General features: G+C 72.4%; 19 protein-coding genes. 9 read left to right on the top strand and 10 right to left on the bottom strand.

What is annotated here, in order from left to right; all coding sequences use genetic code 11:
• Window positions 1-165: 165 nt before the first annotated feature.
• Both IF17_RS0116270 and IF17_RS0116265 read right to left on the bottom strand, forming a co-directional pair.
• On the bottom strand, window positions 166-1,635 hold the full coding sequence (locus tag IF17_RS0116270) for a SulP family inorganic anion transporter (protein ID WP_030566521.1): 1,470 nt from the start codon (window positions 1,633-1,635) through the stop codon (window positions 166-168).
• Window positions 1,636-2,194: 559 nt separating this feature from the next.
• Window positions 2,195-2,884, bottom strand: a complete 690-nt coding sequence (locus tag IF17_RS0116265; protein WP_030566519.1) for a class I SAM-dependent methyltransferase — start codon at window positions 2,882-2,884, stop codon at window positions 2,195-2,197.
• Between the two features lie 163 nt (window positions 2,885-3,047).
• Here IF17_RS0116265 and IF17_RS0116260 point away from each other — a divergent pair, with 163 nt between their 5' ends.
• Window positions 3,048-3,308, top strand: coding sequence for a hypothetical protein (locus tag IF17_RS0116260; RefSeq protein WP_018514850.1), 261 nt, complete (start codon window positions 3,048-3,050; stop codon window positions 3,306-3,308).
• Window positions 3,309-3,325: 17 nt separating this feature from the next.
• Here IF17_RS0116260 and IF17_RS0116255 read toward each other — a convergent pair whose 3' ends face one another.
• The gene (locus IF17_RS0116255; protein ID WP_030566517.1) at window positions 3,326-5,215 is read right to left on the bottom strand and encodes an ABC transporter ATP-binding protein; all 1,890 of its coding nucleotides are present in this window, start codon (window positions 5,213-5,215) and stop codon (window positions 3,326-3,328) included.
• Window positions 5,216-5,389: 174 nt separating this feature from the next.
• Here IF17_RS0116255 and IF17_RS0116250 point away from each other — a divergent pair, with 174 nt between their 5' ends.
• Both IF17_RS0116250 and IF17_RS0116245 read left to right on the top strand, forming a co-directional pair.
• Entirely contained in the window at window positions 5,390-6,184 is a 795-nt protein-coding gene (locus IF17_RS0116250; protein WP_030566516.1) for an SDR family NAD(P)-dependent oxidoreductase, read from the top strand.
• A 97-nt stretch (window positions 6,185-6,281) separates the two neighbouring features.
• The gene (locus IF17_RS0116245; protein ID WP_030566513.1) at window positions 6,282-6,989 is read left to right on the top strand and encodes a ribonuclease H family protein; all 708 of its coding nucleotides are present in this window, start codon (window positions 6,282-6,284) and stop codon (window positions 6,987-6,989) included.
• A gap of 127 nt (window positions 6,990-7,116) precedes the next feature.
• On the opposite strand, the gene IF17_RS0116240 is transcribed toward IF17_RS0116245, so the two are convergent.
• The gene (locus IF17_RS0116240; RefSeq protein WP_076966990.1) at window positions 7,117-7,527 is read right to left on the bottom strand and encodes an ATP-binding protein; all 411 of its coding nucleotides are present in this window, start codon (window positions 7,525-7,527) and stop codon (window positions 7,117-7,119) included.
• A 168-nt stretch (window positions 7,528-7,695) separates the two neighbouring features.
• On the opposite strand from IF17_RS0116240, the gene IF17_RS0116235 reads away from it, so the two are divergent.
• From IF17_RS0116235 to IF17_RS0116220, 4 genes are all read left to right on the top strand, one after another.
• Window positions 7,696-8,529, top strand: a complete 834-nt coding sequence (locus IF17_RS0116235; protein ID WP_030566509.1) for a Scr1 family TA system antitoxin-like transcriptional regulator — start codon at window positions 7,696-7,698, stop codon at window positions 8,527-8,529.
• A 73-nt stretch (window positions 8,530-8,602) separates the two neighbouring features.
• A complete protein-coding gene (locus tag IF17_RS0116230; RefSeq protein WP_030566507.1) occupies window positions 8,603-9,727 on the top strand; it encodes a PP2C family protein-serine/threonine phosphatase in 1,125 nt (374 codons plus the stop codon).
• 81 nt (window positions 9,728-9,808) lie between these two features.
• Complete coding sequence (locus tag IF17_RS0116225) at window positions 9,809-10,066, top strand: WhiB family transcriptional regulator (RefSeq protein ID WP_030566505.1); 258 nt, start codon at window positions 9,809-9,811, stop codon at window positions 10,064-10,066.
• Window positions 10,067-10,126: 60 nt separating this feature from the next.
• Complete coding sequence (locus IF17_RS0116220) at window positions 10,127-10,480, top strand: YkvA family protein (RefSeq protein WP_018514858.1); 354 nt, start codon at window positions 10,127-10,129, stop codon at window positions 10,478-10,480.
• A 32-nt stretch (window positions 10,481-10,512) separates the two neighbouring features.
• On the opposite strand, the gene IF17_RS01000000136490 is transcribed toward IF17_RS0116220, so the two are convergent.
• A complete protein-coding gene (locus IF17_RS01000000136490) occupies window positions 10,513-11,838 on the bottom strand; it encodes a DUF6777 domain-containing protein (RefSeq protein WP_244890497.1) in 1,326 nt (441 codons plus the stop codon).
• A gap of 180 nt (window positions 11,839-12,018) precedes the next feature.
• Here IF17_RS01000000136490 and IF17_RS0116210 point away from each other — a divergent pair, with 180 nt between their 5' ends.
• Window positions 12,019-13,332, top strand: a complete 1,314-nt coding sequence (locus tag IF17_RS0116210; protein ID WP_030566501.1) for a streptophobe family protein — start codon at window positions 12,019-12,021, stop codon at window positions 13,330-13,332.
• Here IF17_RS0116210 and IF17_RS0116205 read toward each other — a convergent pair.
• From IF17_RS0116205 to IF17_RS0116185, 5 genes are all read right to left on the bottom strand, one after another.
• Entirely contained in the window at window positions 13,329-14,345 is a 1,017-nt protein-coding gene (locus IF17_RS0116205) for a serine/threonine-protein kinase (RefSeq protein WP_030566499.1), read from the bottom strand. The genes IF17_RS0116210 and IF17_RS0116205 overlap by 4 nt on opposite strands.
• Window positions 14,346-14,351: 6 nt before the next feature.
• A complete protein-coding gene (locus tag IF17_RS0116200) occupies window positions 14,352-15,146 on the bottom strand; it encodes a hypothetical protein (protein WP_030566497.1) in 795 nt (264 codons plus the stop codon).
• Between the two features lie 9 nt (window positions 15,147-15,155).
• On the bottom strand, window positions 15,156-17,519 hold the full coding sequence (locus tag IF17_RS0116195; RefSeq protein ID WP_030566495.1) for an FHA domain-containing protein: 2,364 nt from the start codon (window positions 17,517-17,519) through the stop codon (window positions 15,156-15,158).
• A gap of 116 nt (window positions 17,520-17,635) precedes the next feature.
• Window positions 17,636-18,052: an ATP-binding protein gene (locus IF17_RS0116190; RefSeq protein ID WP_030566494.1), complete on the bottom strand. Its 417-nt coding sequence runs from the start codon at window positions 18,050-18,052 to the stop codon at window positions 17,636-17,638.
• Window positions 18,053-18,162: 110 nt separating this feature from the next.
• On the bottom strand, window positions 18,163-18,765 hold the full coding sequence (locus IF17_RS0116185) for a transcriptional regulator (RefSeq protein WP_030566493.1): 603 nt from the start codon (window positions 18,763-18,765) through the stop codon (window positions 18,163-18,165).
• Window positions 18,766-18,841: 76 nt separating this feature from the next.
• Here IF17_RS0116185 and IF17_RS0116180 point away from each other — a divergent pair, with 76 nt between their 5' ends.
• Window positions 18,842-19,669, top strand: coding sequence for an alpha/beta fold hydrolase (locus tag IF17_RS0116180; protein WP_030566492.1), 828 nt, complete (start codon window positions 18,842-18,844; stop codon window positions 19,667-19,669).
• The last annotated feature ends 29 nt before the right edge of the window (window positions 19,670-19,698 follow it).

Genomic DNA, 19,698 nt, shown 5'->3' with positions numbered 1-19,698 from the left:
GGGGCGGAAGCCCGTCGCCGGGCCCGCCATGAGACCGCAATGTGCCCGCATTGTTCCATTTCGCACAAACGTTCCGGTCCTGCTTCTGGTGGGGCGGAGCGGTCCCACCAGAAGCAGGTTCCCGTCGGAGGGCAGGACGGGCCGGCCTTCTCCCGGCGGACCCGGCTACCGGCGGATCGTCACCGGGTCGGTCTCCGCGTCGTTGTGCCGGCGCGCCCAGTTCTCCAGCGCCACCCGGCAGGCGTGGTCGAGATGGCGCAGGCCGCTGAGGTCCAGCTCTATGGGCTGATCCTGCGGCAGCTTCTCCAACTGCTCCAGGATGCGGGGCAGTCGGAGGAAGGTCGCGTTGCCGGTGAGGGTCACCACGACCCGGCCGCCGGTGAGCTGGCGGGTGGAGAGCTGTACGTGGGAGGTCTCCCAGGCCGACTTGACCACGGCCAGCAGCAGACCCAGCACCACACCCTCGAAAAGGTTGGTCACCACGATGGCCAGTGCGGTGACCGCCAACAGCACGGCCTCTCCACGGTGTTCGCGCCAGAGCGGACCGAACTCCTTGAAGGGCACCAGCTTGCATCCGGCGTGCACCAGGATCCCGGCGAGCGAGGCGAGCGGGATGATGCCGATGGCGGCGGGCAGCAGCGCCGCGAAGAGCAGCAGCCACAGCCCGTGGGCGACCCGGGAGAGCGCGGTCGTGGCCCCGGCCTGGACGTTGGCCGCGCTGCGGACGATGACGGCGGTCATCGGGAGTGCGCCGAGCGCCCCGCAGATCGTGTTGCCGACGCCCTGCGCGACCAGCTCCTTGTCGTAGTCGGTACGGGGGCCGTCGTGCATCCGGTCGATGGCCGCTGCGCTGAACAGGCTCTCGGCCGAGGCGATGAGGGCGAAGGCGAGGACCGTACCGATGACGGCCACGTTGGCCAGGTTGCCGAACTCCGCCGCACCGGGCAGGTCGATGGCGTGCAGCAGCCCGTTCACATCGGCCACCAGGGGCCGCAGCCCGGCGAGGGTGGCGACGGCGGTGGCCAGGCCGACCGCGGCGAGCGGCGCGGGCACGAGCCGTACGCGCGCGGGGAGCTTCGGCCAGATCAGCAGGACGGCGACGGTCCCGGCGCCGAGCCCGAAGGCGGTCATGGCCTCGTTGTCCGTGACGATCTCGGCGGCGAGACCGGGAAGCCCGGCCAGCTTGGCGAGGGCGGTGCCCGGCTGTTCGGTGTCGGCCATGGCGTACAGCTGGCCCAGCACGATGACCAGGCCGATGCCCGCGAGCATGCCCTGCACCACGGAGACGGAGATGGCGCGGAACCAGCGGCCGAAGCGCGCCACGCCCAGCACCACCTGGAGCAGACCGGCGGCGAGGACGATCGGACCGAGGGTGGCGAGGCCGAACTCCGTGACCGCCTCGTAGACCAGGACGGTGAGGCCGGCGGCGGGTCCGCTGACCTGGAGCTTGCTGCCCGGCAGCATGCCGACGACCAGGCCGCCGACGATGCCGGTGACCAGGCCGAGTTCGGCCGGTACGCCGGAGGCCACGGCGACGCCGACGCAGAGGGGGAGGGCGACCAGGAAGACGACGAGTGACGCCAGCAGGTCACGTCGTACGACGTGGGGGTTCTTGAGTTCCTTCACGGAGATCACGGGTGACGATTCCCTTGAGGGTGAGGTCCGCGCCCGGGCGGGGCCGGGGTGCGGACGAGTGGGGGGCGGGAAGCCGTCAGAGGCGGCCGCACGACGGGCCGCTCTCCGGCCGGTGAACGCTGATCGAGCCGGGGTGCACTACGCCGCGGCTCGCACGGAAATGTCTCGGGGGCCGGGCGTAGGTGGGGAGCCCGGCCTCCTTTGCGTTCGCGGTGTCGTGCTCGGTGAAAGTCCGGGCGGGTGCGACAAGGGACTTCATGGGTGGCCTGCCTCCTGCATCCGGCGGAGCCGGGAGCGGTGTGGTCGGGTCATATTGACGAATGCGCTGATTAAATCCGTATGAATGTTCGGAGAAGGAAGTGTGTTCCACCTCGTGTTCTTCCGAACATGTGGCACGTCCGGACGCGCGGTCGGCGTCCGGACGGATACGACTACAGCTCAGCATATAGACCAGAACTTTGCTATCGCATTACCTTCTTGTGAAGGAACGCGAATGCGCCATTCTTGTCATTCATTCGGCTTGTTCTTTGTGATTGCGAAAGGCTTTGGGGCAGGGGCGTCAGATGCGACGGCCGTGCAGGAAGAGGTGCGGCTCGGGTGCGCCCGCCGGGTGGTCCGGGGTGAACAGAACGCTGTGCCGCTCCTCCACCGCGAACCCCGCCCCGGCCACCACGGAGGCGAACTCCTCCTCGCCGAAGCTCGACACCACCACCGGTTGCCCCATGAAGACGGCGCTCACGTCCGCCACGTCCACCGGCACGGTGGCCACCGCCAGACGGCCCCCAGGTTTCACCGCCCGGGCCAGCCGGCCCAGCAGCCCGCCCTGCTCACCGCGTGACATCTGCAGCAGCGAGAAGTAGACGCAGACGGCGTCGAACTCCCCGTCCGCCCACGGCAGCTCCCGGATGTCGGCGCACCGGAACTCGGCGTCCGGCACCTGCCGAGCCGCCAGGGCGGTCATCACCGGGGAGACATCGACGCCCACCACCCGGTGTCCGGCCGCGGCCAGCCGCCGCGCGGTCGGGACGCCCGTCCCGCTGCCCACGTCCAGGACCCGGCTGCCCGGCGCGAGGTGCTCCAGCAGCCGGTCCAGCGAGGCGTGGTGGGCGGCCGAACCGGCGAACGCCCGCTCGTACTCCGCGCCCAGCGCGTCGAACACCGTCGCGGCGGGGAGCCCATGGGCCGCGCCCCGGTCTTCGGCCGGGTCCCCGTCCGGGCGCTCCGCCGGCTGTCCCTGGTGCTCGCTCATCGGCGTGGTCCTTCCGGTGGTCCGGCGGCCGCCCCGCGGCCGTGGCCCCGCGGTCCGGGGCCGCGTCCCCAGCGTCCCCGTACGCACGCCTGAGTATGCGCGGCGCTCCCCGCTGAGTACCTGCCCCGATGTTCCGCCCCCCGCCCGCTGTTCGAATGGGGCCATGGACTCCGCAGCGCAGCGCCGCCCCCACATCCAGCACGTCACCACCGCAGGCACCGCCCTCGCGGTCACGCTGCTGCCGCTGGTGGTCGGTGTGCTGCTCGCCAAGTCCATGGCGGCGGACCCGATGACCTCGGTGAACGCGCTCGTCACCAACGGCACCAACCGCCCCCGGGTCTCGCCGAAGCAGTGGCGCAGCTGCGGCGGGGACGCCCTGCGGCGCCTGCGCACCACGGAACGTCTCCGCCTCGTCCGCCGCTGACGCACGGCGGGCCCGGCTCAGCCGACCGGCTGCGCCTCGTCCGCCGACGGCCGGTCGAACTGGGTGCGGTACAGCTCCTCGTAACGCCCGCCGACCGCGAGCAGTTCGGTGTGGGTGCCGCGCTCCACGATCCGGCCCGCCTCGACGACCAGGATCTGATCGGCAGCCCGTACGGTGGAGAGCCGGTGCGCGATCACCACGGCGGTCCGCCCCTCCAGCGCCTCGGCCAGGGCCTCCTGGACGGCGGCCTCGGAGGTGGAGTCCAGGTGCGCGGTCGCCTCGTCCAGGATGACGACCCGCTGACGGGCCAGCAGGAGCCGGGCGATGGTGAGCCGCTGACGCTCACCCCCGGAGAGCCGGTACCCGCGCTCGCCGACCACGGTGTCCAGGCCCTCCGGCAGCGAGGCGATCAGCCCCTCCAGCTGGGAGCGGCGCAGGGCGTCCCAGATGTCCTCCTCGGAGGCGTCGGGCCGGGCCAGCAGCAGATTGGCGCGCACGGACTCGTGGAAGAGGTGCCCGTCCTGGGTGACCATGCCCAGCGTGTCGCGGATGGAGTCGGCGCTCAGATCGCGTACGTCGATCCCGTTCAGCCGTACGGAACCGGCGTCCGCGTCGTAGAGCCTCGGCAACAGCTGCGCGATGGTCGACTTGCCCGCGCCCGAGGAGCCCACCAGGGCGATCATCTGGCCGGGTTCGGCGCGGAAGGACACGTCGTGCAGGACGGGGGTGCCGCCCCGGTTGTCCAGCGTCGCGACCTCTTCCAGCGAGGCGAGGGAGACCTTGTCCGCGGACGGGTAGCCGAAGGACACCTTCTCGAACTCGACCGAGACCTGACCCTCCGGCACCTGACGGGCGTCCGCCTTCTGGGCGATCAGCGGCTTCAGGTCCAGCACCTCGAAGACCCGCTCGAAGCTGACGAGCGCGCTCATCACCTCGACCCGGGCCCCGGCCAGCGCGGTCAGCGGGGCGTACAGCCGGGTCAGCAGCAGGGCGAGGGAGACCACGGCGCCGGGCTCCAGTGTGCCGCGCAGCGCGTAGTAGCCGCCGAGCCCGTAGACCAGGGCGAGCGCCAGGGCGGAGACCAGGGTGAGGGCGGTGATGAACGCGGACTGGGCCATGGCGGAGCGGACTCCGATGTCCCGCACCCGGCGGGCCCGCTCGGCGAACTCGGCGGACTCCAGCGACGGGCGGCCGAAGAGCTTGACGAGGGTGGCGCCGGGAGCGGAGAACCGCTCGGTCATCTGGGTGCCCATCGAGGCGTTGTGGTTGGCCGCCTCCCGCTGGAGTCCGGCCATCCTGGCCCCCATCCGGCGGGCCGGCACGACGAACACCGGGAGCAGGACCAGCGAGAGCAGCGTGATCTGCCAGGAGATCGTGAGCATCACGGCGAGCGTCAGCAGCAGGGTGACGAGGTTGGAGACCACCCCGGAGAGCGTGTTGCTGAACGCGCGCTGGGCGCCGATCACGTCGTTGTTGAGCCGGCTGACCAGGGCGCCGGTCCGGGTGCGGGTGAAGAAGGCGACCGGCATCCTCTGCACATGGTCGAAGACCGCGGTCCGCAGATCGAGGATCAGCCCCTCACCGAGGTTGGCCGACAGCCACCGGGTGAGCAGTCCCAGCCCGGCCTCGGCGACCGCGATCAGGGCGATCAGCAGGGCGAGCCTGGTGACCGTCCCGGAGTCCGCGCCCCGCACGATGGCGTCGACGACGCGCCCGGCGAGGACCGGGGTGGCCACCGCGAGCAGCGCGGTGACGGTGCTGAGCAGGAGGAACCGGTAGATGCGGGCCCTGTGCGGCCTGGCGAAGACCAGGATGCGGCGTAGCGTCGCCTTGGAGAAGGGCCGCCGGTCCTGCTCGGCGTTCATCGCACTGTGCAGTGATGTCCATGCGGTGACTTCCATGTCCATGGGGCGCTCCGACTCTGCTGACCTGGGTGTGCGGACTGCTGAGAACGCTAGGACCTCAAGTTTGGTTGAGGTCAACAGGGCGCGCGGCACTCCGCCGGGCGCCGGCCGCCGGCCGGACGAAGAGGCGGCCGCGAAGAGGCGGCCGCGAAGAGAGCGAGTAAGGGGAGAAGTGGCGTGCGCATCGATCTGACGGGCAAGAACGCGGTGGTGACCGGTTCCTCGCAGGGCATCGGCCTGGCCATCGCCACCGGGCTGGCCGCGGCCGGCGCCGAGGTCGTCCTCACCGGACGCGGCCAGGAGCGGCTGGACGGGGCGGCGCGGTCGCTGCGCGCCGAGGTGGCGGAGGCGGCCGTCACGACCGTGGCCTGCGACCTGACCACGGAGGAGGGGGCCGCCGAGCTGTACGCGGCCGTCCCGGAGATCGACGTCCTCGTCAACAACCTCGGCATCTTCGGCTCCCGCCCGCCCCTGGAGATCACCGACGAGGAGTGGCGTACGTACTTCGACACCAACGTGCTCAGCGCGGTACGCCTCATCCGCCACTATCTGCCGCCGATGACCGGCCAGGGGTGGGGCCGGGTGCTGAACATCGCCAGCGACTCCGCGATCGTCATCCCTGCCGAGATGATCCACTACGGCATGTCCAAGACCGCGCTCCTCGCCGTCTCCCGCGGTTTCGCGAAGGAGGCGGCCGGTACGGGCGTGACCGTGAACTCCGTGATCGCGGGCCCCACCCATACCGGCGGCGTCGAGGACTTCGTCCACGAGCTGGTCGACAAGGCGCTCCCCTGGGAGGAGGCGCAGCGCGAGTTCATGCGGCTGCACCGGCCGCAGTCGCTGCTCCAGCGGCTCATCGAGCCCGAGGAGATCGCCAACCTGGTGGTCTATCTCAGCTCCGCCCAGGCGTCGGCGACGACCGGGGCGGCGGTACGGGTCGACGGCGGGTACGTCGACTCGATCGTGCCCTGAGACCGGCTCGGCCGTTCCCTGAGACGGACTCCGCCGTGGGGTGAGGGTGCCTCGGCCGCCGGTCCGGGCGGTCATGCCGGGCTGGCATGATCGGGGGATGAACGAGAGCATCATCGCCGCGTGTGACGGGGCGTCCAAGGGAAATCCCGGACCGGCTGCCTGGGCCTGGGTCGTCGCCGACGCGCAGGGCAGCCCGCAGCGCTGGGAGGCGGGCCCGCTGGGCACCGCGACGAACAACGTCGCCGAGCTCACCGCCCTGGCCGAACTGCTGGAGTCCACCGACCCGGCGGTCCGTGTCGAGGTGCGGATGGACTCGCAGTACGCGATGAACGCCGTGACCAAGTGGCTGCCCGGCTGGAAGCGCAACGGCTGGAAGACCTCGGCGGGCAAGCCGGTCGCCAACCGCGAGCTGGTCACCCGCATCGACGCCCTGCTCACCGCCCGTACGGTGACGTTCCGCTATGTGCCCGCCCACCAGGTGGACGGCGACCCGCTCAACGCGCTCGCCGACCAGGCCGCCAGCGAGGCGGCGGTGGCGCAGCGCCCGGCGGGTACGGCGCACGGTGCGACCGCGCTGCCCGTACCCGCCCAGACCCGGGCCACGAAGGGGCGTACGGAGACGGGGGACGGCGCGGGAGAGGCGAAGGGGGCGAAGGGTGCGTCCCGGGCCGGGCGGTCCAACGGCACGATCAAGGCGCGGTTCGCGGGGCGGTGTCACTGCGGGAGGACGTACGCGGCGAAGGAGCCGATCGCGAAGAACCCGAACGGCTGGGGTCACCCGGAGTGCCGTACCGCCCCTGCCTGATCACCTGGAGAGACCTGATCGTCCGGAGAGGTTCTCTCGCCTGGAGAGACCTGATCACCTGGGGGAGGCTGATCGTCCGGGGGAGTGGTCGGTGGGGGAGTCCCGGCCCCTGCTCATGAGGGGAGCATCAGACGTCGGCCCAGACGAGCCGGCCGGCCAGCGCCGCGCGCGTGCCCCAGCGGGCCGCCAGCGCGTCCACGAGCAGGAGGCCCCGGCCGTCCTCGCTCAGACAGTCGAGTGAATCGTCGCCGTCGGGGCCGTGTGCCGGTGGAGCCGCCTCGACGGGCAGCCCCGCCGAATCAGCCGGGGACGCCGGCGCCGGTATACGGGCCCGGCCGCGGTTCCACACGCAGATACGGACCCCCTCGGCCGAGCGGAGAAGCCGGCAGCGGATCCGGCGGGTGCTGGTGTGCTGGACGGCGTTGGTGACCAGTTCGGTCACTATCAGCGCCGCCGCCTCGATGCGTTCCGCGGGTTCTCCCCACGCGTGCATCGCCTCCTGCACCCGGTGACGGGCTTCGGGAACGCCCCCGGGCAACCGGGGGACCCACCAGCTGTGTGCACCTCTGACTCCCCCGTTTTCCGGAGCGCGTTGCGCGCAACTGACTATTTCCGACATGTATGTACTCTCGGCGCAAAGTGCATACTTTGCAAGCGACAGAGTGTCCATGGCTCCGCCCCGGGGCTCGACGAACGAGGTACGAGCATGCGACCCCGCTCCGGCCCCACGGTGCAGCACCGCGTCCTGGCCGCCCGGCTGCGGATCCTGCGGGAACAGGCGGGCGTCTCCCTCCGGGCCGCCGCCGACGCGCTGGACGCGCACCCCGCGACCGTACGGCGGATCGAGCGGGCCGAGACCGGGCTCGACGCCCGGCAGGTCGCCGAGCTGCTGCGCCGCTACGGGGCTCCGCCCGCCGTCGCCGAGCCGATCCTCACCGGGCTCGGAGCCGCGAACCTGCCCGGCTGGTGGCACCAGTGGCGGGACGACATGGAGAGCTGGCAGCAGGACGTCATCGGGGTCGAGTCATCGGCCAGCCTGGTGCGCACCTGGCACCCCGCCCTCGTGCCCGAGCTGCTGCGCACCTCCGCCTACGCCTCCGCGCTGTACCGGATCCGGTACCCCGACGACACCCCCGCCCGCCGTGAGCGCCGCCTGGAGCTGCTGAGGGAGCGCCGGCGCCGGCTGAGCGAGCGCGGTACGGCCCTCTGGGCCCTGCTCCCGGCCGCCGCCCTGCACACCCGGGTGGGCGACGCGGAGACCATGGCCGGGCAGCGCCGGGCGCTGGCCGAGGCGATGGAGCAGCAGCACATCACCGTCCAGGTGGTGCCGCTGGACCACCCGCCGCACGCCATGACCGCCATGCCGCCCCTGCACCTGCTACGGGTGCCCGCCCCGGAGATCGGCGACCAGGCGGTCCTGGAGACGCCCGGGGTCCGCGTCGACCTCATCGACGACCCGGACGCCGTGATGGCCCACCGCATCCGGCTCGACGCCGCGTGCGCCGCCGCTCCGCCGCCGGGGACCCCGCTGCCGCTCTGACACCCGGCCCCGGGGCGCGGACGCGCGCCGGGGCCGGGATGCGGCGCGTGCCCTGGCCGTACAGCGTGGGGGAGTGGTGCAGCCGCGCAGGGCCCAGTGGATCCCGGTCGGGGTCATCGTGCTGGCCGTCGTCATCGATCTGGCGACCCCGAGGGACGTGACCTTCGCACCCCTGCTCTTGGCCGCACCCGTCGCCTCCGCACCCCTGCTGCCGCTGCCCGGCATCATCGCGATCGGAGCCCTCTCGATGGCCGTCCACGCGGTCCTCGCCTGGTTCGACGGCACCTTCGGCTGGAAACAGGGGGTGGCCAACCAGCTCACCCTTCTGGCCGTAACCGTCCTCGCCGTTCTCATCAACCGCGCCCTGGAGGGCCAGAGCGCCCGGACGCGGCGGGCCCGCCAGGTCGCCGCCGTGGCCCAGGCCGCCGTCCTGCCCCTCCCGCCGTCCCGGCTGGGTGACCTCAGGATCGCGGCCCGGTACATCCCCGCCGAGGACGAGGCCATGATCGGCGGCGACCTCTACGTCGTCCAGGAGACCCCGCACGGGGTGCGCGTCATGGTCGGGGACGTCCGGGGCAAGGGGCTGGGCGCCGTCCGCGCGGTCTGCGCGGACCTGGGGGCCTTCCGGTTCGCCGCCGATCAGGCGGAGGACCTGCCCGGCCTGGTGACCGCGCTGGAGGGGGCCCTGCTGCGCGAGGGCGGGCGGCGGGGCGGCCAGGAGGAGGACGAGGGGTTCACCACGGCGCTGATCGCCGAGTTCGCCGCGGGCCTGGACGCCGTACGGATCGTCAACCGCGGCCATCCGCCCCCGGTGCTGCTGGACGCCGAGGGCACGGCCACCCTCCTCGAACCGTCCCAGGAGGCGCCCCCGCTCGGCATGGCGGCCCTGGGTACCTATGCGTTCCCGGTCGACACGTTCCCCTTCCCGCCCGGCTCCACGCTCCTGTGCTACACCGACGGCGTCACCGAGGCCCGCGACGAGGCCGGGGTCTTCTACGACGCGGCCGTACGGCTGCCGCGCCTCCTGCGCCACCGCTCCCTCGTCGGCGACCCGCCGGCCCCCGCGCAGATCCTCCAACTGCTGATCGAGGACGTCGGGCGGCACACCGGCGGCCGGGTCCAGGACGACCAGGCCCTCCTCGCCCTGCACCGCCCCGCCCCGGAAGCCACAGCGGTTCTCCGGCGGCCACGTGTTTGAGGTGCCGATCGTCGGTCACCCGGACGGTACGGCCGTACGGCACGCGCCTGCGGCACCCATCCGAGACCGGGAGTGAGCAGCATGGAGAACTGGCGCACGCACGCGGCCTGCCGCGAGGAGGACCCGGACCTGTTCTTCCCCATCGGGACGTCCGGCCCCGCCGTCGTCCAGGCCGCGGAGGCCAAGGCCGTCTGCCGGACCTGCCCGGTCCAGGCGCAGTGCCTGGAATGGGCCCTGGAGAACGGCCAGGACTCCGGCGTCTGGGGAGGTCTCGCCGAGGACGAACGGCGCGCGCTGAAGCGGCGCACCCGCCGGCGTACCAAGAACGCCGCCGGCTGACTTCTCCGTAATTCCGTCATTCATCCCGTCATCGACGGCCGAGTGGGTAGACGATGAGCCATGGACACCACCGTTTGGCTCGTTGTCGCCGCCGTCGCCGCACTGATCATGCTGGCCCTGGCCGCCGTACTGCTGGTGCGCGTCTTCAAGGCCAGGAAGCTCCTGGTCGACGCCGGGATCCCGCTGCGCAACAAGGCCCTCGTCTGGGCGGCCGTCGTCTACACCGTCTCCCCGGTCGACCTGCTGCCCGACCCCGTCTACCTCGACGACATCGGGTTCCTGCTGCTGGCCCTGCGCTCGCTGCACTCCGCCGCATCGGCGGCCGGCCTGGGACGGGCCAAGGGGGCCGGTGCCCCGGTGGAGATCCCGAACCTCGACAAGACGGTGAAGCCCCGGCCGGACGCGGTGCGTTAGGCGTTCGTGTGCGCTGATTGTTCGCGTGTGCGCTATGAGTTGGGCTGTTGCTCCTGAGGCTGCTGCTGTGGTTGCTCTTCCGGCTGCTGCTGTTCCTGAGGCGGGGCAGGCTGAGAGTCGGGCGAGTCGCCGGGCGGGTTGTCCGGCGGCGGAGGGTCGCTGACGGGCGGACTGTCCGGCGGCGGTGTCACCCCATCGTCGGCAGGGGGTGGGGATTCGCCGGGCGGCGGGGATTCACCCTCGGGCGGCGATTCGCCTTCGCCCGGAAGGCAGGAGCGGTCCCCGTCACCGGATCCCGGCGGGCAGGGCGACTCCGACGCCTTCTTCTTGTCCTTGGGCGGATCGGTCTTCTCGTCCTTGCCGCCGGTGTCTCCCGCCGGACGGGTGAACCAGTCACCGTTCGCGGGATCGACCATCACGAACTCGTCCACCGGCTTCGACGCCGGCTGCACCACGACCACGTCCGACGCCCGGTATCCCGGCCAGGCCTTCCCCGTCTGCTTCGGGTCCTCCTGGGCGACGGGCGGCAGCAGCGGATTGCCGCAGGCGCACCGCACCCGGGGCACCCCGCGGTCGTCGACGAGCACCGCGGTACCGGCCTGGAGCACCGCCTGATAGGGCGTCGCCTTCCCGTCCCGGAAGCCGTGGTTGGTCACGCGGGTGTCCATACGCAGCTGTACGGGGGTGAGGGAGCGCAGATAGTCCGGTACGGCGGACGGCTCGATGTCCTGGACCGAGGCGAACGCCCGGTTCTTGTCCGGAGCCGCCCGCAACGTGCTGATCTGCTTCTCCACATCGCAGCTCGCGACCTTGCGGGTGCCCCCGTAGAGGCCGGGCGCCGCGCCGTCCACCCCGCGCGTCACCTGCGACCCCGTGGCCGAGGCGCTCGGGACCGCGGACGGTGAGGCGGTCCCCGGTTCCGTGTCACTCCTGCGCGCCGTGGACTCCGTGAACGGGTCCGGGCCGGAGGAGCCCGCCGCCTGGAGGAACACCTCGCCGCCCGCCTTCGAGCCGCTGCCGCCGCCGTCGTCCGGACGGGTCAGGAACACGACCAGCGCCACCGCCACGACCACGGCCGCCGTGATCGCGGCGATCCGGGGCACGGACCGCCACCAGGGGCGCCCGGGACCGGAGCCGGGGGCGGCACCGGAGCCGCTTCCCGAACCGGAGCCGCCTCCCGCACCGCCGGAATCCCCGGAGCCGCCCGAACCGCCTTGGTCCCCGCCGCTCGGCGGACCGGGCGGCGTGCCGGACACCGTCGTGGGGGGCGGGGGCGTCGGGCCTGACTGGGAGGGGCCCGAGAGAGGACCGGAGGGCGGTCCTGTGGGGCGGCCGGACGACGGCGGTTGATCACTCACGGGCTCTGCTCCCCGAGGTCGGGACCCGCCTCGGATCCCCGCTCCCCTGACTGGGGCATATATGGGCAATCCGGGCCTTGTCGCACTCATTGTGTGTACCGCCCGCGTGCTCCCCGCAAGCGGAGGGAGCGACCGATTCCCCGGGGAGCGCGGCGCCGGACCACTGCTTAGCGTGGCAGCGTGAACGTCCGGGCGAGCAACGACAGGAACAGCGCGACACGCGCACCGCACGGCTGGCTCGACGCCCTCGTGGCGGTGCTGGCCGGAACCCTGGCCATGCTGGTGACGGCCGCCCTCGGCCTGTGGGCCGCCGGTGCGGCCGGGCTGCCCGGCGGTGCCTTCCCCCGTGTGGTCGCGGCCGTCGTCGTGATGGCGGTGGGCGGTTCCGTCGGGCTGGCGGGCGATGCCGGTTCCCTCGTGGGGGCGCAGGCGGGCCTCTCGGTGCTCCCGCTCTCGGTGACCCTGGCCGGCGCGCTGCCCATCGCCTACGGGTTCCTCCGCCCCCTGCGCCACCGGGCCGTCGCCGGAGGCCGCGAACTGGCGGGCTGGGCGGGCCGGGTCGCCGCCCTCTGGGCCGTGGTGCTGATCGTCCTCTCGCTCCTGGCCCGGCACACGTTCACCCTCCCGGCCGAAAGCCTCACCGGCGACGGCAGCGGCGACGGCACCGGGGACGCCTTCGGAGACGTACTGGGTGACTCGGCGCGGGTCGGATTCCGGGCCGACATCCCGTTGACCGTCGTCATCGGCTTGGTGTGGCTGGCCGGTGTCCTCGTGCTGGCGCTCCTCGTCTCGCGCCGGGCACCCCTCCCGGCCCGGCTGGTGCGCTTCCAGGAGACCGTGCGCCCGGCGGCGTCCGCCATGGTGGCGCTGCTCCTCGCCTCCGTCGCCCTGGGCGTCGTCGCCGGACTCGTCGTGATGGTGGTGCGCGGACACCCCGCCCAGACCCTCGCGGTGATCCTCCTCGGCCTGCCCAACCTGGTCTGGCTCGCGCTCACCCTGGGCCTCGGCGCCTCCTGGGAGGGCAAGGTGCAGGGCCCCTTCGGCCTGCCGATGCCCCAGGTGCTCGACTCCGTACTCCGTACGCCGGACCTGTCCACGGTCAACCTGCGCACGCTGGCCGACCAGGACGGACGCGTGTGGTGGCTGCTCGTCGTCACCGCCCTCCTCGTGCTCGGCGCCGCGTTCCTCATGGCCGTCCGGTCGCCCGCCCGCATGCGGCCCTGGCAGCACGCGCTGCACCTGGCGGTCGCGCTCACCCTGACCGTGCTGCTCATCGGCCTGACCGCGGCGGTCTCCGCCCGGTACGGTCTGTCCCTCCTGGGCATCGGGGACCTCGGCGGCGGTCTCGGCGGCGAGGTCTCGCTGCGTCCGAAGCTGTGGACCGCGCTCGGTATCGCCTTCCTGTGGGGTCTGGTCGCCGGATTCCTGGGCGGGCTCGCCGCCTCCCGGATGCACCGGCTCCACGGCGAGGTCCCGCCGGACGACCGGCCCTAGGCCTCCGGAAACACCGGGCGGGCCCAGCGCGGCGGCCGGGGCGGCGGCTCGGGCGTCGCCGACCACGAACCGGCCCGCGCGTCCACCCTGGTCGGCGCATGGTCCCCGGCCGGAACCCCCGACGACGCGGCCCGCAGCGCCGCCACGAACCGCAGACAGGTGTCGTAACGGTCGTCCGGCGCCTTGGCCAGCGCCTTCGCCAGTACGCCGTCCACCGCGCCCGGCAGGTCCGGCCGCTGCCCGGTCGGCGGAGGCGGCGGATCGTACTGGTGGGCCCAGAGCAGGGCCATGTCGTCGTCCCGCTGGAAGGGCGGCGCCCCGGTCAGGGTCTCCTGCACCACGCACGCCAGGCTGTACACATCGCACCGGCCGTCCACGGGCTTCCCCGAGATCTGCTCCGGTGCCACGTAGTCGAGCGTCCCGACGAACTGGCCGACCGTGGTGAATCCCGTCAGCGACAGCGACTTCTTCGTCAGCCCGAAGTCCGTCAGATACACATGCTCCGGATGGTCGCTGTCGGTCCCCGCCGCCACCAGGATGTTGCCCGGCTTCACATCGCGGTGCACCAGATCGTGGTCGTGGGCCGCGTCCAGCGCGGACGCGACCTGCCCGCCGATCCGGACGGCGGCGGTGAGATCGAGCGGCCCGCGCCGGTCGATCAGCACGCGCAGGTCGGCGCCCGCCACGTAGCGCATCGCGATGTAGAGGAGTCCGTCCGTCTCACCGGCCTCGAAGACCGGCACGATGTGGGGGTGGTCGATCGCGGCCGCCACCCGCGACTCATGGGTGAACCGCTGACGGAAGGTGTCGTTGCGGGCCAGTTCGGGGGCGAGCAGCTTGAGCGCGACGATCCGGTCCAGCCGCAGGTCCTTGGCCCGGTAGACGACCGCCATGCCTCCGCGGCCGACCTCGGCCTCCACCAGATAGCCCGCGATCCGCTTGCCGATCAGCTCGTCGTCCCGGCCGGCCGGCAGCCCGGCGTCGTGCGACGGGGGAGGCGGCGGAGGTGCCACGGCCCGTCACCCCCCGCCGTCCCGCGCATCGTCGGGAGTGACGACGCGCGTCGGCTCGGGCGCCGTCAGCTGGGTGGGCTCGGGTCCGTCGGGGGTCACGACCCGGGTCGGTTCGGGTCCCTCGGGGGTCACCACCTGGGTCGGCTCGGGACTGTCCGCGGCGACGATGTGCGCCGCTTCCGGCGGCCCGTCCGCCGTGACCACGCGCGTCGCTTCGGGAGGTCCCTCCGCACCCGCCACCCGCGTCGGCTCCGGTCCCGCGGCGTTCGCACCCGCACCCGCACCCGCACCCGTGAACGCCGTCCCCGATCCCGGCCCCGACTCCGCGGCGTACGTACAGAGCTGTTTCCCGTCGCAGAAGACCCACCGCTCGTGCTCGGCGTCGTACAGCCACACCGACTCCCCGTCCACGACCATCCCCACCCGCATCCCCCGCGTCCGCTGCTGGAAGCCCTCCCCGTCGCTGCGGCCCTCGGCCAGATCCTGGGCGGCGCGCCGGTACTGGTTGAGGGCCTCCTCCGCCCGGGCCAGCAGGGGGCGCGGGTCCGCCGTGCGGGCGAGCGGCTGACCGGGGGCCGGGGGAGTGCGCGGTACGGAGACGAGGAGCCGCCCGTCGACCCAGGCCGCCCAGCCGTTGGAGCAGATCACGTACGCCCAGTCCCCGCGCCGCTCCGCCAGCTGTACCGGCAGCAGGGCGTCGAGCGGGTCGGTGCGCCGGGCGACATCGGGCGCCTCCCAGGCGGGCAGCCCGTCCGGGGGGATGACGTGGGTGGGGCGGAATTCCGGGGCCGGGGTCGCCATGGGACCGCCTTACTTCCGCATGACCGCGGGCTCATGGCGCCGCAGCAGCTTCGCCACGACGTAGCCGAAGAGGGCGGAGAGGACGACCAGCATGCCCATGTTGAGCAGCCAGACCCCCGCGGAGTGGCCGAAGAGCGGGTCGGACGTCAGCTCGCCCGGCACGATCCGGGCCAGATCGATCGTGCCGGCCATCGCACCCAGCGCCCACCGCGACGGGACCAGCCAGGACAGCTGCTCGAGCCCCGGCACCCCGTTCAGCTTCAGCAGGGCCCCGCAGAAAACCACTTGGACGATGGCGAGGAGGACGAGCAGCGGCATCGTGACCTCCTCCTTGCGCACCAGGGCGGAGACCAGCAGGCCGAGCATCATCGCGGTGAACGACAACAGGGCGACGGCCAGAGTGATTTCGACAAGCGGTGGCAGGAACACACCTTCGCCACCCGGTGCGTTGAGGTCGACGCCCACCAGTCCCACCAGGGTCAGCACGACGGCCTGGAGGATGGTGATGGTTCCGAGCACCACGATCTTCGACATCAGGTACGCGGATCTGGAGAGGCCGACGGCTCTCTCGCGCTGGTAGATCACCCGCTCCTTGACCAGCTCCCGTACGGCGTTGGCGGCGCCGGTCAGCACGCCGCCCACACACAGGATGAGCAGCGCGTTCATCGCCGTCTCCTGGGTGAGCCTGCTGCCCGCCAGGGCGCGGGCCATCGCGCCCATGACGAAGGGCAGCGCGATCATGATGATCAGGAACGTGCGGTCGGCGGCGAGCGCGGAGGCGTACCGGCGGACCAGAGTGCCCAGCTGCGCACCCCAGTTACGGGTCTTCGGCGGCGGGGCGACGGACGCCCCGGGCGAGGCCTGGGGGAGCTGGGGCTGCGCCGAGGCGTTCACGATGTACTGCCGGTGGAACGGCGAGTCCGCGTAGGTGGCCGCCCAGTCCCGGTCCCGGTCGTTCTCGAAGGCCTCGAACGCCTCGGGCCACTCGGAGAAACCGAAGAAGGCGAGAGCGTCCTCAGGCGGGCCGTAATAGGCGATGCGGCCGCCGGGCGCGAGGACGAGGAGCCGGTCGCAGACCTCCAGGCTCAGTACGCTGTGCGTGACGACGACGACCGTACGGCCGTCGTCGGCGAGGCCGCGCAGCATGTGCATGACGGAGCGGTCCATCCCCGGGTCGAGCCCCGAGGTCGGTTCGTCCAGGAAGAGCAGCGAGGGCTTCGTGAGCAGCTCCAAGGCCACGCTCACGCGCTTGCGCTGGCCGCCGGAGAGACTGTGGATGGGCTGGTTCGCCCGTTGTTCCAGGCCGAGTTCATGGATGACCTCCAGGACGCGGGCCTGCCGCTCCTCCTTCGCCGTGTCCTGCGGGAAGCGGAGCTCGGCGGCGTACCCGAGGGCTTTGCGTACGGTCAGCTGGGAGTGGAGGATGTCGTCCTGCGGGACGAGGCCGATGCGCTGGCGCAGCTCGGCGAAGTCGCGGTAGAGGTCACGGCCGTCGTAGAGGACGGTGCCGGTGTCGGCCGGGCGCAGTCCGGTGAGGGCGTTGAGCAGCGTCGACTTCCCGGCGCCGCTGGGCCCGACGACGCCGAGCAGGCACTTCTCGCCGACGGGGAAGGAGACCCCGTCCAGCAGCGTCTTGCCGCCCTTGCCCGCCTTGCCGACGGTGACCTCCAGGTCCTGGACGTCCAGCGACACCTCACCGGTGTCCACGAACTCCTGGAGCACATCGCCGACGAGGCTGAACGCGGAGTGGCCGATACCGACGATGTCACCGGCACCGACGACGGCCCGGGCGACGGGTTGTCCGTTGAGGAAGGTGCCGTTGTGGCTGCCGAGGTCGACGATCTCGTGCCGGCCGTCGGGGAGCGCCCGCAGCTCGGCGTGGTGCCGGGAGACCACGAGGTCGTCGATGACGAGGTCGTTGCCGGCGTCGCGGCCGATGCGCACGGTCCTGGCCGGCAGCGGCCGTACGGTGGTCGGCTGCCGGAAGGTGCCGGTGGCGGCAGGCATCGAGACGGCGGAGGGCCGGTCGGCTGCGGCGGGACGGGCGGGGGGCTCCCGGCCTTGGAGGACGGCGCGGGGGCCGTCGCTCGGGTTGCCGAAGTGGATGACGCTGCCGGCGCCGACGTCCGACTCGTGGATGCGGTGACCGCCGGTGTACGTGCCGTTGGTGCTGTCCTCGTCCTGGAGCAGCCAGTGACCGGCCTCGGGGTGGAGGACCGCGTGGTGCCAGGAGACCCGGGCGTCGTCGATGACGATGTCGCTCTCGGGGTCGCGCCCGACATGGTAGTCCCGGCTCGGACTCATCACCGTGGAGCCGATCTCGGTCTCCAGGACGAGCTCGGGCGCTGTCGGCGCTGCGGGCCGCTCTGCCATGTTCGAATTCTATCGAGACGTCACGATGGGCGCCCGTTGCGGCCGGGGGACCGTCGCAGCCGGAGGGCAGAGGGTCCCGGAGGGGCTGAGGGTCAGCGGTTCATCGGTGGGTGGGTTCAGCGGAGCACGGTCGCGAGGATGACCTTCCCGCCGTCCGCCGACTCGCGGACCGTGAGCTCCTGGGACAGCCGCTGGACCATCGGCCAGCCGAAGCCGCCGGTGCGGCCCGTCAGGTCGGGCGTGCGGTCCTGCGGGTGGGCGGGGCTCGGATCGGCGACCCGGACGTGGACGCCCGTACGGTCCGCGGTCAGCCGGAGCGCGGTGACGGCTCCGGCGTGCCGGACGGCGTTGGTGACCAGCTCCGTCACGAGGAGCAGCAGGTTCTGCACCACGTGCGCGGCCGGCGCCGGGTGGAGCCGTGCGATGAAGCTGCTGACCGCGTCCCGTGCGTCGGCGGCCTTCTCCGGCCGGCAGACGTAGTCCGTGCGGGTCTCCCCGTCCGGCGAAAGTGTCATCAGCATGCGGTCGTTCATGGCGGTCACCCCGTCGCGTGTAGCTTTCTGGCTGACGTCCGGATACCCCCGTATCGGCGTTTCATGGAAATCCGCCCCCCCGGGTGCGGGTGAACCGGCCCGGTCACGCCTCAGCTCCCATCCCTGAGCCGGTCCCGCTGGATGCGGTGGGCCAGGGTGCGGCGCACGGAGGCGGACCCTGTGGCGGTCACGTCCGCCGGAACGTCGAGTCTGCGGCTGATGACGTCGTACGCCGTCCGGTAGCCGCCGGGGAGCTCTGTCCGGTGCAGGCGCAGGTCCTCCTCGACGAGGCGTCGCAGCGCGTCCACGTTCGGCGGTGTGAGGCGCTTCCTTCCCCGGCCGACGGCATCGACGAAGCGGGTGCAGCGGGCGTCGTGGCGGAGGGTCTCGGAGATCGCCTCGGCCAGGCCCCACAAGCGTCCTTCGAGCCAGGGCGTGTCGTGCTGGTCGAGGGCGAGCTCCGTGAGCGGCGGCGGGCTGCCGGGGCTGTGCCTGGTCACCTGCTTGGAGACGGCGGGCTGGCTCATCCCGGTGAGCCGGGCGATCCGCTCCTGGGTCCAGCCGGCTCCGGCGCACAGCGCGATCATCTCGCTCCGCAGCCGCCGCATCTCCTCGCCCGCACGGATGACCTCGTTCATGTCGGCGAACATTCTCCCGGCCTGCTCCTCGCTCAGGAATCCGGAAGGGTGACGGTGGTCGTCCTCATCTGTCATAGCTCGGTTATACCTCAAGGGTGCGAGTCCCATAACCTGGTTGTACAACCACGTTATGGCATTCATGATGGCGGCCATGACCTCCTTCGCGGCACCCGATGGAACCTGGCTCGCCTATCGCGAGCTCGGCGACGGCGAACCGGTGATCTGCCTCCCGGGAGGCCCTGCCGACTCCCGCTACCTCGGCGATCTCGGCGGCCTCTCCGCGCACCGCCGGCTCATCCTGCTCGACCTGCGCGGCACCGGCCTCTCCGCGCTCCCCGCGGATGCCGCCTCCTACCGCTGCGACCGCCAGGTGGCGGACGTCGAAGCCCTGCGGGTGCACCTCGGGCTGCCCCGGGCCGATGTGCTGGCGCATTCCGGTGGTGCGAACCTCGCGCTGCGGTACGCCGCCCACCATCCCCGGCGTGTCGGCAGGCTCGCGCTGATCACCCCCGGGGTCCGGGCGGTGGGGGTGCGCATCGACGGGCCGATGCGCCGGGCGCTCGCGCTGCGGCGGAAGGGTGCGCCGTGGTTCCCGGCAGCCTTCGCCGCGCTGGAGGCGATCAGCGAGGGCGCCGGCAGCGACTGGGAGGCCATCGCGCCCTTCTTCTACGGCCGTTGGGATGCCGAGGCCCGGCTCCACCACACCGCCGGGCAGCCGGTCGACAGCGAAGCCGTCGCCCACTTCGCTGCCGAAGGCGCCTTCGACCCTGAGGCCACCCGCGCGGCACTCGCCGCCTTCGGGAGCCCCGTGCTGATGCTCGCCGGCGAGTACGACCTGAACAGCCCGCCCGAGGCGGTGGCGGAATGCGCGGGGCTGTTCCCCCGTGCCTCGCTCGTCGAGCAGCCGGGGGCGGGGCACTACCCGTGGATGGACGATCCCGGCCGGTTCGTGGCGACCGTGTCGGCCTTCCTGGGGTGACCGCGTCGACTTTCCTGCGGTAGCCGCAT

The organism is Streptomyces cyaneofuscatus (assembly GCF_000718135.1).
Lineage (GTDB): Bacteria > Actinomycetota > Actinomycetes > Streptomycetales > Streptomycetaceae > Streptomyces > Streptomyces cyaneofuscatus.
The sequence above is the reverse complement of the archived record's forward strand: the minus strand, read 5'-3'. Positions and strand labels throughout refer to the sequence as shown.

Coding starts and splice junctions, on each gene's coding strand:
- IF17_RS0116265 (WP_030566519.1), bottom strand. CDS start 2,884: ATGAGCGAGCACCAGGGACAGCCGGCGGAGCGCCCGGACGGGGACCCG.
- IF17_RS0116260 (WP_018514850.1), top strand. CDS start 3,048: ATGGACTCCGCAGCGCAGCGCCGCCCCCACATCCAGCACGTCACCACC.
- IF17_RS0116255 (WP_030566517.1), bottom strand. CDS start 5,215: ATGGACATGGAAGTCACCGCATGGACATCACTGCACAGTGCGATGAAC.
- IF17_RS0116245 (WP_030566513.1), top strand. CDS start 6,282: ATGAACGAGAGCATCATCGCCGCGTGTGACGGGGCGTCCAAGGGAAAT.
- IF17_RS0116235 (WP_030566509.1), top strand. CDS start 7,696: ATGCGACCCCGCTCCGGCCCCACGGTGCAGCACCGCGTCCTGGCCGCC.
- IF17_RS0116225 (WP_030566505.1), top strand. CDS start 9,809: ATGGAGAACTGGCGCACGCACGCGGCCTGCCGCGAGGAGGACCCGGAC.
- IF17_RS0116220 (WP_018514858.1), top strand. CDS start 10,127: ATGGACACCACCGTTTGGCTCGTTGTCGCCGCCGTCGCCGCACTGATC.
- IF17_RS0116200 (WP_030566497.1), bottom strand. CDS start 15,146: ATGGCGACCCCGGCCCCGGAATTCCGCCCCACCCACGTCATCCCCCCG.
- IF17_RS0116195 (WP_030566495.1), bottom strand. CDS start 17,519: ATGGCAGAGCGGCCCGCAGCGCCGACAGCGCCCGAGCTCGTCCTGGAG.
- IF17_RS0116190 (WP_030566494.1), bottom strand. CDS start 18,052: ATGAACGACCGCATGCTGATGACACTTTCGCCGGACGGGGAGACCCGC.
- IF17_RS0116185 (WP_030566493.1), bottom strand. CDS start 18,765: ATGACAGATGAGGACGACCACCGTCACCCTTCCGGATTCCTGAGCGAG.
- IF17_RS0116180 (WP_030566492.1), top strand. CDS start 18,842: ATGACCTCCTTCGCGGCACCCGATGGAACCTGGCTCGCCTATCGCGAG.